Here is a 14,828-nt window from a genome sequence, read left to right on the forward strand (position 1 = left end):
TAGGGTTGGCCGGGTGCAGCGATCCTCAGCATATCCCGATGATCCCCGCATTCACGTCGATGCGGATCACCTGTTGCGTCTGGAACTGCATTCCCGTGCCCTGAGCTTTTTACCACGTCAGCCTGCCCGCTCGATCCTGAATGGCAGACACGCATCACGCCTGCGCGGACGCGGCCTGAATTTCGAGGAATTGCGCAACTACCAACCGGGCGACGACATCCGAACAATTGACTGGAAAGTCACGGCGCGAACCGGTGAGCCCCATGTTAGGGTCTATACCGAGGAACGAGACCGCCCTGCCCTGTTGCTGGTCGATCAGCGCGTTTCGATGTTTTTCGGAACCGAAGTCTACATGAAATCGGTCATCGCAGCCGAAGCTGCCGCAATCACCGCGCATCGCGTTCTTGGTCAGGGCGATCGTGTCGGTGGTCTGGTATTCAACGACACAAGCGTTGCTGAACACAGGCCGCAGCGCCGCGCGGCGGCGCTCATGCGGTTTCTGTCTTCCATCGGGGCTGCCAATTCGGCCTTGCATGCTGCCTTGAACCCGCAACCAACCGTGACTTTGAATGACATGTTGTCGGAAGCCGCGCGTATGCCCCAAACCAACGGGCTGGTTTGCCTGTTTTCCGACTGCGACGGGCTTGACGAAAAATCGGAATCCGTGCTGCGCCGCATTGCGGTCTCAAACGATCTGATCGTGTTCAATATTGCTGACAAGACAGCCAAGGGGCTGGCGCCCGATCTGAAACTCACGGTCTCGGACGGGCGCGACCAGATCGAAATCGACAGCGCCGACCCCAAATTGTCCGGCAAAATTCGCAAATCCATGGAAGATAGGTTGAACCACCTGCACTCATGGTCTCGTCGATACGGTTTTCCAGTTGTTCCATTGACGACCGCGGAACCTGCCCTGGATCAGTTGCTGTATCTGTTCGGACATCGCAGGGGGCAGAAATGAGCATCGACACGACAGGGAAATCTCTGGTTGATCTGCTGAATATGCTCGAGCCGGCACCGGAACCCACGCCTGTTTCGATGTTTCCGCAGACATGGGGGTGGTTGGCGCTGGCCGTCATACTGCTTGGCCTTGCCGTACTGGTCAGTGTTCTTTTCGTCCGGCGAAGGCGGGCAAGCGCGTATCGCCGCCATGCGCTGGCAGAGCTGGCAGACCCGGATATCACATCGGCAAAAGTTGCCGAAATCCTTCGCCGCACCGCGTTGGTCGCATATCCGCGCAAGCAGGTTGCAGGGATCCACGGGGATGACTGGTTGAATTTCCTTTCACAAACCTCGGATGACAAGTCTTTTTTATCAGACATTGGGCAAACGCTGATCGACGCGCCGTACAAGGACCTGCCGCCAAACCGCGCCTTGACCCAGCTTTCTCGGCATTGGGTCAAGTCCCATAAACGGCATCGGGGAAGGTGATGTTTTCCTTCTCTGCCCCCTGGGTATTTCTGCTTTTGCCGCTGCCGCTGCTGGTTTACGCCATTGCTCCGCCTCGGCGGGAAACAACCGTGTCCATTCGCATTCCGTTTTTTCGCCGCGTGGCCCAGGCGGCGGGTGTCGAGCCGCAATCCGGGTCAATGATCCGAACCCGGGCCCGGCTGCAAACGGCCAGCGCCGGCTTGATCTGGATACTTCTGGTTCTGGCGCTGGCGCGTCCGGAACGTCTGGGCGACCCCGTGGTGATGGAAAAATCTGCACGCGATGTGGTTTTGGCGCTGGATATCTCTGGCTCGATGGATCAGCGCGACTTCCAGACCGGATCCGGTGCCCCGATGCAACGGTTGGAGGCGGTCAAAGAGGTTCTCAAGCAGTTCATCTCTGAAAGAGATGGTGACAGGATGGCGCTGATCATCTTTGGAACACGCGCGTTCATTCAAGCGCCCTTCACGGAAGATCTGAACAGTTTGAATGGGTTCCTGGACCAAACTCAAGTTGGCATGGCGGGTCCGAACACGGCTTTGGGCGATGCGATCGGGCTTGGCATTCGAACTTTTGAATCCAGCGAGGTTGACCAGCGCCTGATGATCGTTCTCAGCGATGGCGCCGATACGTCCAGTCGCATGACACCCGTCAATGCCTCGGCCATTGCTGCGGAAAAGAACGTGGTTGTCTATACGATTGGTGTTGGAGACCCGAATGCCACGGGCGAAGACCGTGTCGATCTTCAGGCACTAAAGGACATAGCCGATCGCACGGGCGGAGAATATTTCTTTGCCGACGATGCAACGGCCCTTGAACAGACCTATGCACGCATTGATTCACTGAACCCCAGAATGGTGGAAACGCAAAGCTATCGCCCCAAGCAAAGCCTTGCCCATATTCCGTTACTCATCGCGTTGATCGTCATTTTGGTCAGCATGACCTGGTTCCATTTTTCACTGCGACACCAGGGGGCCGTCTGACAATGGATCTGGCTGATTTCCATTTTATCCGAGGCTATTACCTGCTGCTTCTCATTCCCATCCTTGTGTTGTGGTGGCGGATCAGACCCAGACCGATGGCAGACACCAAACTGCCATCAGGGATCGCCCCGCACCTTGCAGAGGCCTTGCTGCTGGGCAAGGAAGAAAACAGGCGCATCCAGCCCATTGATGTTGCGCTGATCATTGCGGCGCTTGTCACATTGGCGGCCTCGGGTCCGACATGGTCGCGCGCGCCCAACCCGTTGATCGCAGACACGGCCCCGTTGGTGATCGCTCTCAAAGTCACCGACAGCATGGAAAGCTCGGATCTTGCGCCATCGCGGCTGGATCGGGCACGGTTCAAGATTTCCGACCTGATCACCGAACGTGCCGGCGCACGAACCGCTTTGATCGCCTATGCAGGAACGCCGCACCGAGTTGCGCCTTTGACCGAAGACGCGAACATACTTCGTCCGTTGCTTGAGGGGTTGACGCCTGCGGTGATGCCGAAGGATGGCGATGCGGCAGCCGATGCGCTTGCGTTGGCTCAGTCCATTCTGGACGACAGCGACAGCCCGGGGGCGATTCTGTTTGTATTGGACGACCTTGATCCATCTCAGGTAATGGGGCTAAGCTCCTCTTCTTCTGATATTTTCTTTCTCACCATGCTGCCGGATGGTGGTCGTATCGCGCAGCTGGACAACATCCCAAACGCCTCAGTGGTCGCGTTTTCGGACGACGACCGGGACATCAATCAACTGATGCGCCGCATTCAATCGGCCTATACTGCCGCCCTGGATGACGATGATCGTCTGGACTGGCAGGACAAGGGCTGGATCCTGGCCTGGCCTGCTGCGGTGTTGTCTCTGCTGTGGTTCCGCAAGGGCTGGGTAATTCGTTGGGCGGTTCTGGTTTTGATTGCGTTGCCTTCATCCGGCGCGCGGGCAGAAGGATGGCGAGACTGGTTTTTCACCCCCGACCAACATGGCCAGATCGCGATGAACCAAAAACGATTTGGCGACGCGGCCGAGATGTTCGAAGACCCATATCACAAGGGATATGCCTATCTCAGGGATGGTCAATATGAAAAGGCGTCGTCCGTGTTTTCCACACTGGACACACCGGAAGCTGCGTTTGCCGAAGGTATGGCCCGCATAAAAAACCGCGAGTATCGCCCAGCCATATCGGCGTTCGAGACCGCCTTGGAACGTCGCCCCGACTGGCCCGAAGCCCAGCATAATCTCGACCTGTCCAAGGCCATCCTGGACTATGTCGAAACGACGCGTGAACAGTCTGACACAGGGGAGGAGGCTGGCATCGGTGCCGATGATACGGTGTTTGACAACGATGCAGCACGTGGCAGTGACACCACGGTTCAAGCCCCCAAAGACGGGCCACAGTCACTGTCCGCCGACCAGTGGATCAGCATGATCGACACCGATATGCAGGATTTTCTGAGAAACCGTTTCCTTTTGGAAATTCAGGAGCAAACAGAATGAGATACCTTGCTGTCTTCATCCTGTTGTTGCCGTTATCCGTGTCCGCACAGGAAAACTCAGCCTATCAACCTCGGGTGTCAGTGGACGTCCCGAACGAGGCCGTCATCGTCGGCCAACCCGCCATCGTCCGCATCAAGGTTCTGGTACCGACCTTCATGCCGCAGCCGCCCGTATTCCCATCATTGGAGCAACAAAATGTCCTTGTTCGCCTGCCTGAGAGGGCTTCTGGTCCGATAAGCGAAACGGTAGACGGAGAAACGTGGTCCGGAGTACAGCGCAGTTATCGCCTGTATCCGCTGACATCAGGGCCGGTCGCGTATGATGCGCAAGAGGTTGTCGTGACATTTGCCGACCCGCAGTCCAATGACCCGGTTCAGGTTTCGGTGACGCTTCCTTCCATACAGCTGAACGCAGAGATCCCAGAGGGCGCTCAAGGTCTTGACCCGCTGATCATCGCAAGTGGTTTCTCTCTTGATCAGAATCTGGACGGTCCGACCGATATGCAGGCCGGTGATTCCATCACGCGCGAGATAAGCGCGCAGATCGCTGGCACCACGGCCCTGACAATCCCGGCGCTGACGCCGCAGGATCAAAGCCAACTGCTTCGCGCCTATCCAAAGGAGCCCCGCTTTTCGGAAACAGAGGAACGAGGCATCTTGTCCGGGCAGCGGGTCGAAGAAACCGTGTACATCGCCCAAGATGGTGGCGAAACACAGTTGTCGGCCGTTTCCATCGACTGGTTCAATCTGGACACCGGTCAGATCGAAACGGCATCACTTCCCTCGACCAAGCTGACACTGGCACCACCCAGGCGACAGCCGCCTGACGCGCAAACCATCATCAAATCAGTTCTTTACCTTGTCATTGTTGTATTCGCATTGTGGACATTGGGAAGGTTTCTGCGCCCGCGCTACTCAACCTGGAAAACGGAACGGCGCCGCAGATATCTGGCATCCGAGAAATATGCCGTCGATGCCTTGCGATCCGCTTTAATATCACGGGATTTGCCCGCGGTTTATCAGGCATTGGGTCTTTGGAAATCGCGAAGCGCGCATCCAGAGCGTTCTTTGGATCTTGAGAAGAGCCTTATGAATATCGGTGCGGCGCGGTATTCAGCGACGGCTTGCAACAGCCCGGAAGACTGGGAAGCGGCCGTGCAACACCTAGGCGCACTGAAAAGCGCAACAGAACGAAAGAGCGGGTCTTTGCCCCCGCTCAACCCTTAGACTTCAACTTTGACAGTTGCTGATCAGCTTGCGCCGGTCGATCAACCGCAGCCGGCCATACCCCAATTCCACAAGGCCCAGATCCGCCAGATGATGCAGATGTCGATGCAAGGTCGGCTGAGATACCGCAACCATTTCAGCAAGTTCTTCCTGAGACACAACAATCCATCCGTCCGAACTCAAGGCGCCTTCGTCAAGATGCAGCAGACGCAGCACAAGGCGCTTTTCAGACCCCGTAACCGCAAGATTGGCCATGATGCGCAGAGCAGTCTTCATGTTTTCATGCGTCAACGCATAGAAATCACGGATGTATTCCGGGTTCTTCTGAACCAGGCGTTCTACCCGCGAGCCGGGAAAATACAAGGTGCGGGTCTTTTGCGTTGCCACGACGCTGACCAGGCGTTTGGCTTCGGCAAACAGCGCGAGATCCCCGATCCAGAATCCTGATCCATCCTGATGCAATACGAATTCCTGTCCATCATCGGCAGGTGCCGTGATCTGAAGCGCGCCTGCGAGCACCGCATGAATACCGTTGGCGCGGTCACCGTGGTGGTACAGGGTTTCTCCGGAATCGAAGGTTCTTTGAATTGCGCACGTCATAAGATCGCTCTGAAACTTTGAATCGCGCGTGCCAAACCAGTCGGTCTTGGCCAGAATCCGCATATCGTCATCAGAATCAAACATTTGTATCTTTCAAAGTGATCATATGATAAGTTTTCGATACGTTTCATCGCGTAAAATAGCTGTGTTCACTGCTCGAACAAGAAGTTGTTTTTATTCGGGCAATCAAGAACTTGCTTGCAGCTTCAAGTTATGAGCTAGCGGCTTAAATTAAATTTCAATTTTCCGGGTCATTAAGGCTCGACTGATCAGGAGCACTTCATGTCTTCTCCACGAATGATTGCAGATAATTGGCGTAGAACACTGCGCCGGTTCGCGGTGGCGACCGTAACTGTCGCCCTTGCCGTGCCCGCCTGGGCGCAAGATCAAAAGCCCAATATTCTTGTGATATGGGGCGACGATATCGGTCAATCCAACATCTCGGCCTATACAATGGGTCTCATGGGATATCAAACACCCAATATCGACAGGGTTGCCAAAGAAGGCATGATCTTTACCGATTACTACGGTGAACAATCCTGTACCGCCGGCCGTTCGTCATACATCATGGGGCAATCCGTGTTCCGCACCGGTCTTTCCAAAGTCGGCCTGCCTGGGGCAGATCTTGGAATGCAGGTTGAAGACCCAACTATCCCGGGGCTTCTTAAAGACCACGGCTATGTGACCGGTCAATTCGGCAAAAACCACCTTGGTGACAAAGACGAACATCTTCCGACAAACCACGGTTTTGATGAGTTTTTTGGCAATCTTTACCACCTGAATGCCGAAGAAGAGCCGGAAAACGAAGACTATCCGGGTGATCGCGTTCTGGCGGATGGGCGAACCTTCCGCGAAGCCTATGGCCCGCGCGGCGTCATCAAGTCCAAAGCGGATGGCACGATCGAAGACACCGGACCGTTGACCCGCAAGCGCATGGAAACGGTAGATGACGAAACCGTGGCCGCGGCCATCGACTTCATCAAGCGGGCGCATGAGCAAGGTCAGCCCTTCTATGTCTGGTGGAACGGTACCCGCATGCACTTCCGCACCCACGTCAAAGACGAGATGCGCGCCAAGGCCAATGAGTTGTCGGGGCGGGTCGCTGATGAATACACCGCCGGTATGATCGAACACGACATGCATGTAGGTCAGCTGCTGGATCTGCTGGATGAGCTTGGCATCGCTGACAACACGATCGTGCACTATTCCACTGACAATGGTCCGCACATGAACACCTGGCCGGATGCAGCTGCGACGCCGTTCTGGGGCGAGAAGAATACCAACTGGGAAGGTGGTTGGCGTGTTCCGTCAATGGTACGCTGGCCGGGCAAGATCGAGGCCGGATCAGTCACCAACGAGATCGTGCATCACATGGACTGGCTGCCCACTTACCTCGCTGTGGCCGGCGATCCGGACATCAAGGAAAAACTGAAGACCGGCTACAGCTCATCGGGCATGGGTCGCGACTATAAGGTGCACCTTGATGGCTACAATATTCTGCCGCTGCTGACTGGTGAGACTGCGGCAAGCCCCCGGAAAGAAATCTTCTATTTCTCGGATGATGGTGACCTCACGGCGCTGCGTTTCGAAGACTGGAAGCTCATCTTCCTGGAGCAGAAAGCCTGGGCCACGTTGCGTGCCTGGATCGAGCCATGGACCGAACTGCGCATCCCGCTGATCGTCAACCTGCGCCGCGATCCGTATGAACGCGCGTACCGCACGTCCAACACCTATTACGATTGGCTGTTGGACCGGGCCTATTTCCTTGTGCCCGCCCAGCAATACGTTGGCAATTTCCTCAGCACGTTCCAGGAGTTCCCGCCACGTCAGAAAGCAGCCAGCTTCAACCTGGATCAGGTCATGGAGAAGCTTACAACGCCGACCAACAACTAGGCCAGGCGGCCCCACGCTGTAGGCCGCCCTGCGCAGGGCGGCCTTTCTTCAATACAACAGATATCGAGAGCTTCATGAAACACGTTCTTTTGGGTGCCTTTCTGACCTGTGTTCCCGTATCCCTGCTCGCTGATCCGCTGCCCAGTTGGAACGCCACAGCGGCAAAAGAAGCGATCCTTGAATTCGTGTCCAGTGTTACCGACGCGGAAGGACCTGATTATGTGACGCCTTCAGATCGGATCGCGGTATTTGACAATGACGGCACACTCTGGGCCGAACAGCCGGTTTATTTCCAGTTAATCTTTGCCATGGATCGGCTTTCTGAACTGGCTGAACAAGATCCTTCGATCCTGTCCACACCCGCTTTGAAAGCCGCTGCCGAAGGTGATCTTGCGACGGTTCTTCAAGGGGGCCACGATGCGTTGATCGAAGTTGTCAACGAGTCACATTCCGGAACCAGCGTAGAGGCGTTTCAAGCCCAAGTTGCGCAGTGGCTGGCCGAGGCCCGACACCCGGACACCGGATTGCCCTATGACCAGATGACCTATCAGCCCATGGTCGAGCTGTTGCGCTATCTTCGGGACGAAGGGTTCAAGACCTATATTGTCTCGGGCGGCGGCATTCACTTCATGCGGGTCTTCGCGGAACAGGCCTATGGCATTCCGCCGGAACAGGTTCTGGGCACATATGGAAACTCGACATTCGAAGATGTCGATGGCGTTCCGACTGTCATCAAGGCCCCCGGGATTGCCTTCATCGACGACAAGGAAGGCAAACCCATCAACATCGAACGCACGATCGGCAAACGCCCCATTCTGGCCGGAGGAAACTCAGACGGCGATTTCGCAATGCTGGATTGGACAACCTCGGGTAGCGGATCACGGCTGGGTGTTCTGATCCACCATACGGATGCCGAACGTGAATGGGCCTATGATCGGGAAAGTCCGATTGGGCGGTTGGTTGACGGTCTGGATCAGGGGCCGGACAAAGGCTGGGTTATCGTCGATATGGCGAAAGACTGGTCGCGGGTCTACACTGGAGGAAACTGAACGACCCGAAAGACTTAACGCCCATGTGGACATTGCTTGTATCCATCTTTGTTTTTGCGTTGTACGCAACTGCAGTTGTGTTTTCGGTGCGCGCGGCACAAACCGCGCGCACACCGCAAGGAGCCGTTGGCTGGGTTGTCTTTTTGGTATCGGCGCCAATCTTTGCGGTGCCGATGTACCTGTTTCTGGGGCACCACAGGTTTCGCGGCTACCGCATCTCGCGCCAACAAAGCGAACGGGTCGTCGAAGGCATCAAGACCTTTGCTGACTACTCCAGACCTGACCCATCCACGATGTCGGTCAATCCACGACCATTCGAATTTCTGGCTCATCTTCCGGTATCCAGTGGCAATGGCGCTCAGCTTCTGATCGATGGCCAGGCAACGTTTGACGCCATTTTCCAGGCGATAGACGAGGCCAGGAATTACATCCTGATCCAATTCTACATCGTCAGAGACGATGCCTTGGGCCGACAGCTTCAGACCAAGCTGATAGAGGCTGCGAAACGCGGGGTGCATGTCCGTTTCATGACCGATGCCGTCGGCAGCTATGGATTGGCAAACACCTATCTGGACACAATGCGCGACGCGGGAATTGACGTGGCCGACCCGCGTGAGCAACGCGGGCCGAATTTCAGGTTTCAGCTGAATTACCGGAACCATCGCAAAACCGTCATCATCGACGGTGAAACAGGCTTTATCGGCGGTCACAACGTGGGTGTTGAATATCTGGGCGAAGACCCGCATTTCGGCCATTGGCGCGACACGCATATCAAGATGACCGGCCACATCGTCCGGCAATTGCAGCTCATCTTCACCGAAGACTGGCACTGGGCCCGCGATGAAGACCTGATTGACGACCTCGACTGGGCAGGCAGCGAGGCCGAGCAAGACATGAATGCCCTGTTGGTGGCCACCGGACCCGGAGATGAAACCGAAACCGGCGCCATGATGTTCTTTTCGGCAATCGCCGAGGCGAAAGAAAGACTGTGGATCGCATCGCCCTATTTCGTGCCCGACATCGACGTCATGACCGCCCTGCAACATGCAGCGATGCGCGGGGTGGACGTGCGCATCCTTGTCCCGGATGTGATCGACCATCGGCTGCCCTGGCTGGCCGCTTTTGCCTATTTCGACGAAATCCGCGACTGCGGCGTGCGTGTGTTCCGATATACGGATGGATTCATGCACCAGAAGGTTTTCGTGGTAGACGACACGCTGGCCGCGGTCGGCACGACCAATCTGGACAACCGGTCCTTCCGGCTGAACTTCGAGGCGATGGCCCTGTTTTTCGATGCCCGCGCAGCCTTGGCTGTTGATCAGATGCTGCGCGCGGATTTCGAGGCGAGCTATGAGTTGACGCGCCGTCTGGCCCAGCAACCCGCGCATATCCGGTTTGGCGCCCCCTTGGCGCGACTGTTTGCGCCTATCCTCTAGGAAAAGAATTTCTCCTGAAAGACGCGCGTCATCATCGCCACCAGATAAGCGGTCGACAGACCAAAGGCCAGAAGACCAGCAACCGCGGCAAAAGACCCAAAGATGCGCAACCCTTCGCCCAAAACGATATCGCCATATCCCAGGGTCGTGAACGTCACCAATGAGAAATAGATGGCCGAGTTCCAATCCGGCAGAACCTCAAGCAACACCCAGACGATGGCCCAAATCCAGACCTGAATCGTGTGCGTCGCGACAATAAAGGCCAAAGATACCGCGATTGGTGTTGCCGTGCCAAAGAACACCCCCTTGGCCGACCATTTTTCATCCCACTTGATGATCGTGACGGTACACCAGGTCAACAAAAGAATCTCGACCAAGAAGCAGAGCGCCAGAAATGTACTGCCCCAAACGATCTGATGCAGCAACGTCATGTTTTTCATCCTGATTTACGACAGTGGACCGTCCGGGCAGAATGGCCCTTTGAGGTGCGAGGCACAACCCCGGCGATCGCGCCAAAAGCCTGCGGCGAATGGAACCGGGTACCGGTCCGCACTGGACAGTTTGGAATTCCGTCGCACATCCTTGGAAGAAAAAAGGCCAGATCATGCTGTTGACCATCGACCGTGTTCAGAAAACCTATCCCGGCGGGCGCCCGGTTCTGCGCGACGTGTCGCTGACGTTGGATGAAGGGCGGACACTGGCCCTGACCGGCGAAAGCGGCAGTGGCAAAAGCACTCTGTTGAATCTTGCCGCAGCGCTTGATTGTTTCGACAGCGGTGAAATCATCTTGAACCGTACGCCCCTGTCCCATCTGGACGATTCCGGGCGGGCCGAATTGCGGCGCAGTCAGCTTTCGTTGGTTTTTCAGCAGTTCAATCTGATCCCTTCGCTGACCGTTGCGCAGAACCTTTCCTTTCACGCCCGCCTTGCCGACGCCGAGGATGCCGATTGGACCGCGCATCTGACGGAACGCTTGGGCCTGTCCGATCTTTTGGACCGATATCCCGAAAACCTGTCCGGCGGGCAACAGCAGCGGGTGGCGATTGGTCGTGCCATGGCAGCGCGTCCGAAACTGCTGCTGGCGGATGAGCCCACGGGCAATCTGGATGAAACCGCCAGCGCAAGGGTTCTGGATCTGATGTTGGCCTTGGTGGCTGATACCGGCGCAGCGCTTCTGTTGGTCACGCATTCCCAACAGATTGCGGCCCGCCTGGATCGAACCGTCCAGCTCTGCGGTGGTCGTATCCAATGACACGCGCCGTCATTCAGGCTTTGACGTCACACTGGCGGGTGCACTGGTTGCAACTGGCGACGCTTTTGACCGGCATCGCATTGGCCACCGGTCTCTGGTCCGCGGTTCAGGCCATCAATGCCGAAGCACGCGCCAGCTATGCCCGGGCCAACGCGCAGCTTGCCCTTGGGCAGTTCGACGAGCTGCGCGATCCTTCCGGTCTGATCCCGGTTTCTCGTTACGTCGATCTGCGTCGTGCTGGCTGGCAGGTGGCGGCCGTCCTGGAGGGCCCCTATCGAATCCAGGGCCGCACATTGCGCCTGATGGGTGTGGACATGGTCGCCTACCCGGCCCTGCCCGCCGTCACCGAAGCCGACCAAAGCACCGCGCCGACTGAGCCGGCGGACATGCTGACCGCTCCGGGGCGGCTTCTGATCGCGGCAGAGTTGGAGCCGCTGTTGCGCGACCAGAACAACCTTCCGCCGTTTTCAATCACCACGGCGCTGCCACCGGACGTAATTCTGACGGATATCGGCACAGCCGAAGCCCTGCTGAACCAAACCGGTTTCATCTCGCGCCTCATTGTATTGCCGGATCAGCCGCGTGATCGGCCACCTTTGGCCGAAGTCGCGCCCGAACTGGAGCGCGCCAGCCCATCCTCGCAAGTCGATACTGCTCGGCTGACTGACAGTTTTCACCTGAACCTGTCGGCTTTTGGCCTGCTGTCCTTTGCCGTTGGCCTGTTCATCGTGAACGGCACCGTCGGGCTGGCTTTCGCCCAACGCCGAGGCATGATCCGCACCCTGCGTGCACTGGGCGTTTCGATGCGGCGGCTGGTCTTCCTGATCCTGACCGAACTGACGGGGCTGGCCATGATCGGTGGAACCTTGGGTCTGCTTCTTGGGTTCTTTCTGGCCGGAGCGTTGTTGCCCGATGTCGCAGCAACCCTTCGCGGCCTGTATGGTGCACCCGTGACCGGACAGCTGACACTGCACCCCCATTGGGTGTTTGCCGGGATGGCGATGGCTGTCTGCGGCACCTTGTTTGCCAGTGGCCATGCGCTGTGGCGACTGTCTCGTATGCCCCTGCTGGCGGGGCCCGGTGTGCAAGCCTGGCAGGGCAATGCCGGCACACGTCTTGTGACAGGTTTGCTCGGCTTGTCCCTGATCGTCGGCGGTGTCATCGCCTATCTCGGCATCGGTGGTCTGGTTGCCGGTTTCGTGCTGTTGGCCGGATTGCTGACGGGTGCCGCGCTTTTGTTGCCGGCGCTTCTGACCTTTGCGCTTTCCGTCTTTGGCAACAGGTCCCGTGGCGCCATCGCGCAGTGGGTCTGGGCCGACATGCGCGCCCAATTGCCCGGGCTGTCGCTTGCCCTGATGGCCCTGTTGCTTGCGCTTGCGGCAAATATCGGTGTGGGCACAATGGTTTCAAGTTTCCGGCTGACATTTGTGGGCTGGCTCGACCAGCGCCTGACTTCAGAGCTATATCTGACCGTCCGTGACGAAGAACAGAGGCGCGAGATCACGGATTGGCTGCGGCCACAGGTCGACGCCATCCTTCCAATTCGCAACATGGAACTGTCGCACGAGACGGGCCCCCTGTTTCTGTACGGGGTCATTGACGATCCGGTCTATCGGCAGCACTGGCCGTTGATATCGGCAAACTCGACCGTATGGGACGACGTCATGGCCGGAGACGCGGTGCTGATCAACGAACAACTGGCACGGCGCGCGAACCTCTGGCCCGGAGATACGCTGACGCTGTCCCAGGATCGAACGCTGACCATCGCCGGGGTTTATTCGGATTATGGAAATCCAACCGGGCAAGCCATTGTGTCGATGAGCCAACTTGACCGGATCGCACCAGGGGCCGAAACCCGACGGTTTGGCGTCCGTTTGAACCCCGAACAGGCGACTGAAATGGCGCAAGCCTTGCGCGAGCGGTTTGCCCTGCCGCGTCAGGCCGTGGTCCAGCAGGCCGCCATGAAGGCGCAATCATTGGCAATCTTCGAAAAGACCTTTGTCGTGACATCGGCGCTCAATGTTCTGACCCTCGGCGTGGCGGGATTTGCCATACTCACCAGCCTGCTGACCCTGTGGACCCAGCGCTTGCCTCAGATTGCTCCGGTATGGGCGCTGGGACTGAATCGGGCGCAACTGGCGCGGCTGGAGCTTTTGCGCAGCGTGCTGCTCGCGGCTCTGACCGCGTGTCTGGCGTTGCCGCTTGGTCTGATCCTCGCCTGGGTTCTGTTGGCAGTGATCAATGTGCAGGCCTTTGGCTGGCGGTTGCCGATGTTCGTGTTTCCCTGGGATTGGTTGTGGCTGTTCCTGCTGACCCTGCTGGCCGCCCTGGTTGCAGCGGCCCTGCCCGCGCTGCGCATGTTGCGTCTGCCCCCTGCCGATTTGCTAAAGGTGTTCGCCAATGAACGTTAAAACCCTTTTGGCCGTTCTCGTGTTTTTGTGCCCATCGCCTCTTTGGGCGCAGGGTTTTGCAGGTCTTGGAGGGTCGGCGGAAGGCTTCGAGGTTCCGCAGGCGGGGATTGAATTCGACTTTCCCAAAGACCACGGACCTCACCCCGCCTATCGGATCGAATGGTGGTATCTGACGGCCAACCTCAAAGGCGAGGACGGGCGTGACTATGGCATCCAATGGACCCTTTTCCGGTCGGCCCTGAAACCGTTTGAAACAGATGGATGGCAAAGCCCGCAGATCTGGATGGGCCATGCGGCTGTCACCACGCCTGACACCCACTATTTTGCCGAACGCCTGTCGCGTGGGGGGATTGGGCAGGCAGGTGTTGCGGTGCAACCGTTCGAGGCCTGGATCGACGAATGGCGCATGGCCGGGCCGGATATGGACACCCTGACTCTGACGGCAAACGGGGCTGATTTCGGGTACGATCTTGCGCTGAGCGCACAAGGCCCGTTGGTGTTTCATGGCCAAGCGGGCTATTCCGTCAAATCCGCCGACGGACAAGCCAGCTATTACTATTCGCAACCCTTCTATTCAGTCGAAGGCGTACTGCGCCTGCCGGATGGCGATATGCGCGTCACCGGTCAGGGCTGGCTGGACCGGGAATGGTCTTCGCAACCCCTGGCCGAGGATCAAACCGGCTGGGATTGGTTTTCGCTCAGCTTCGAGGGCGGGGACAAGCTGATGGCCTTTCGCCTGCGCGGTGGTCGCGGCGATTTCACTTCGGCCACATGGATCAATTCAGACGGCAGCACCGATGCCATCCCCGACGGATCCGTCAGGCTTGAGCCGCTTGCGACCGATCAGGTGGCAGGGCGCGACGTCCCGACGCAATGGCGCGTCGTGCTTGCGGACCGAGGCATCGACGTCAAGGTATCCGCCCTGACGCCGGATGCCTGGATGGGGACACGTTTTGAATATTGGGAAGGTCCGGTCACGGTCACCGGCAGCCACGAGGGCGTCGGGTATCTCGAGATGACGGGCTACTGACCTGGCTGCGGGAGCCCG

Annotated in this window: 13 protein-coding genes; 11 read left to right on the plus strand and 2 right to left on the minus strand. The window is 57.7% G+C overall.

Features of this window, described 5'->3' with window-relative positions:
- Positions 1-13 precede the first annotated feature (13 nt).
- Genes GOW56_RS02140 through GOW56_RS02160 form a run of 5 tightly spaced genes read left to right on the plus strand, consistent with a single transcriptional unit; the run spans position 14 to position 5,139 of the window.
- On the plus strand, positions 14-961 hold the full coding sequence (locus tag GOW56_RS02140; protein ID WP_171204799.1) for a DUF58 domain-containing protein: 948 nt from the start codon (positions 14-16) through the stop codon (positions 959-961).
- Complete coding sequence (locus GOW56_RS02145; RefSeq protein ID WP_171204800.1) at positions 958-1,431, plus strand: DUF4381 domain-containing protein; 474 nt, start codon at positions 958-960, stop codon at positions 1,429-1,431. The genes GOW56_RS02140 and GOW56_RS02145 overlap by 4 nt, the downstream gene beginning before the upstream one ends.
- Positions 1,431-2,414 carry a VWA domain-containing protein gene (locus GOW56_RS02150; protein ID WP_171204801.1) on the plus strand — a complete coding sequence of 328 codons (984 nt, stop codon included), beginning with the start codon at positions 1,431-1,433 and terminating at the stop codon, positions 2,412-2,414. The genes GOW56_RS02145 and GOW56_RS02150 overlap by 1 nt, the downstream gene beginning before the upstream one ends.
- A 2-nt stretch (positions 2,415-2,416) precedes the next feature.
- Positions 2,417-3,913, plus strand: coding sequence for a VWA domain-containing protein (locus GOW56_RS02155; protein ID WP_171204802.1), 1,497 nt, complete (start codon positions 2,417-2,419; stop codon positions 3,911-3,913).
- Positions 3,910-5,139 carry a BatD family protein gene (locus tag GOW56_RS02160; protein ID WP_171115805.1) on the plus strand — a complete coding sequence of 410 codons (1,230 nt, stop codon included), beginning with the start codon at positions 3,910-3,912 and terminating at the stop codon, positions 5,137-5,139. The genes GOW56_RS02155 and GOW56_RS02160 overlap by 4 nt, the downstream gene beginning before the upstream one ends.
- Positions 5,140-5,142: 3 nt before the next feature.
- On the opposite strand, the gene GOW56_RS02165 is transcribed toward GOW56_RS02160, so the two are convergent.
- On the minus strand, positions 5,143-5,823 hold the full coding sequence (locus GOW56_RS02165) for a Crp/Fnr family transcriptional regulator (RefSeq protein WP_171204803.1): 681 nt from the start codon (positions 5,821-5,823) through the stop codon (positions 5,143-5,145).
- A 198-nt stretch (positions 5,824-6,021) separates the two neighbouring features.
- On the opposite strand from GOW56_RS02165, the gene GOW56_RS02170 reads away from it, so the two are divergent.
- The 3 genes from GOW56_RS02170 (at position 6,022) to cls (ending at position 10,117) form a co-directional block, all read left to right on the plus strand.
- Positions 6,022-7,632 (plus strand): arylsulfatase, encoded by a 1,611-nt coding sequence (locus tag GOW56_RS02170; protein WP_254441632.1) that lies wholly within the window; start codon positions 6,022-6,024, stop codon positions 7,630-7,632.
- Between the two features lie 74 nt (positions 7,633-7,706).
- Complete coding sequence (locus GOW56_RS02175; RefSeq protein WP_171168007.1) at positions 7,707-8,681, plus strand: HAD family phosphatase; 975 nt, start codon at positions 7,707-7,709, stop codon at positions 8,679-8,681.
- 23 nt (positions 8,682-8,704) lie between these two features.
- Positions 8,705-10,117 carry a cardiolipin synthase gene (gene cls / locus GOW56_RS02180; protein WP_171204804.1) on the plus strand — a complete coding sequence of 471 codons (1,413 nt, stop codon included), beginning with the start codon at positions 8,705-8,707 and terminating at the stop codon, positions 10,115-10,117.
- Here cls and GOW56_RS02185 read toward each other — a convergent pair.
- The gene (locus tag GOW56_RS02185; protein ID WP_171168004.1) at positions 10,114-10,548 is read right to left on the minus strand and encodes an ion channel; all 435 of its coding nucleotides are present in this window, start codon (positions 10,546-10,548) and stop codon (positions 10,114-10,116) included. The genes cls and GOW56_RS02185 overlap by 4 nt on opposite strands.
- Before the next feature lie 173 nt (positions 10,549-10,721).
- On the opposite strand from GOW56_RS02185, the gene GOW56_RS02190 reads away from it, so the two are divergent.
- The 3 genes from GOW56_RS02190 to GOW56_RS02200 are packed head-to-tail and all read left to right on the plus strand — an operon-like array spanning position 10,722 to position 14,810.
- Positions 10,722-11,369: an ABC transporter ATP-binding protein gene (locus GOW56_RS02190; RefSeq protein ID WP_170344178.1), complete on the plus strand. Its 648-nt coding sequence runs from the start codon at positions 10,722-10,724 to the stop codon at positions 11,367-11,369.
- Positions 11,366-13,780: an FtsX-like permease family protein gene (locus tag GOW56_RS02195; RefSeq protein WP_171204805.1), complete on the plus strand. Its 2,415-nt coding sequence runs from the start codon at positions 11,366-11,368 to the stop codon at positions 13,778-13,780. Before GOW56_RS02190 ends, GOW56_RS02195 begins: the two co-directional genes overlap by 4 nt.
- Entirely contained in the window at positions 13,770-14,810 is a 1,041-nt protein-coding gene (locus GOW56_RS02200; RefSeq protein ID WP_171204806.1) for a lipocalin-like domain-containing protein, read from the plus strand. Before GOW56_RS02195 ends, GOW56_RS02200 begins: the two co-directional genes overlap by 11 nt.
- Positions 14,811-14,828 lie beyond the last annotated feature (18 nt).

Origin of the sequence: Ruegeria sp. HKCCA0235A (assembly GCF_013033235.1) — a bacterium.
Lineage (GTDB): Bacteria > Pseudomonadota > Alphaproteobacteria > Rhodobacterales > Rhodobacteraceae > Ruegeria.

Coding starts and splice junctions, on each gene's coding strand:
- GOW56_RS02160 (WP_171115805.1), top strand. CDS start 3,910: ATGAGATACCTTGCTGTCTTCATCCTGTTGTTGCCGTTATCCGTGTCC.
- GOW56_RS02155 (WP_171204802.1), top strand. CDS start 2,417: ATGGATCTGGCTGATTTCCATTTTATCCGAGGCTATTACCTGCTGCTT.
- GOW56_RS02200 (WP_171204806.1), top strand. CDS start 13,770: ATGAACGTTAAAACCCTTTTGGCCGTTCTCGTGTTTTTGTGCCCATCG.
- GOW56_RS02185 (WP_171168004.1), bottom strand. CDS start 10,548: ATGACGTTGCTGCATCAGATCGTTTGGGGCAGTACATTTCTGGCGCTC.
- GOW56_RS02195 (WP_171204805.1), top strand. CDS start 11,366: ATGACACGCGCCGTCATTCAGGCTTTGACGTCACACTGGCGGGTGCAC.
- GOW56_RS02175 (WP_171168007.1), top strand. CDS start 7,707: ATGAAACACGTTCTTTTGGGTGCCTTTCTGACCTGTGTTCCCGTATCC.
- GOW56_RS02150 (WP_171204801.1), top strand. CDS start 1,431: ATGTTTTCCTTCTCTGCCCCCTGGGTATTTCTGCTTTTGCCGCTGCCG.
- GOW56_RS02170 (WP_254441632.1), top strand. CDS start 6,022: ATGTCTTCTCCACGAATGATTGCAGATAATTGGCGTAGAACACTGCGC.
- GOW56_RS02190 (WP_170344178.1), top strand. CDS start 10,722: ATGCTGTTGACCATCGACCGTGTTCAGAAAACCTATCCCGGCGGGCGC.
- GOW56_RS02145 (WP_171204800.1), top strand. CDS start 958: ATGAGCATCGACACGACAGGGAAATCTCTGGTTGATCTGCTGAATATG.
- cls (WP_171204804.1), top strand. CDS start 8,705: ATGTGGACATTGCTTGTATCCATCTTTGTTTTTGCGTTGTACGCAACT.
- GOW56_RS02165 (WP_171204803.1), bottom strand. CDS start 5,823: ATGTTTGATTCTGATGACGATATGCGGATTCTGGCCAAGACCGACTGG.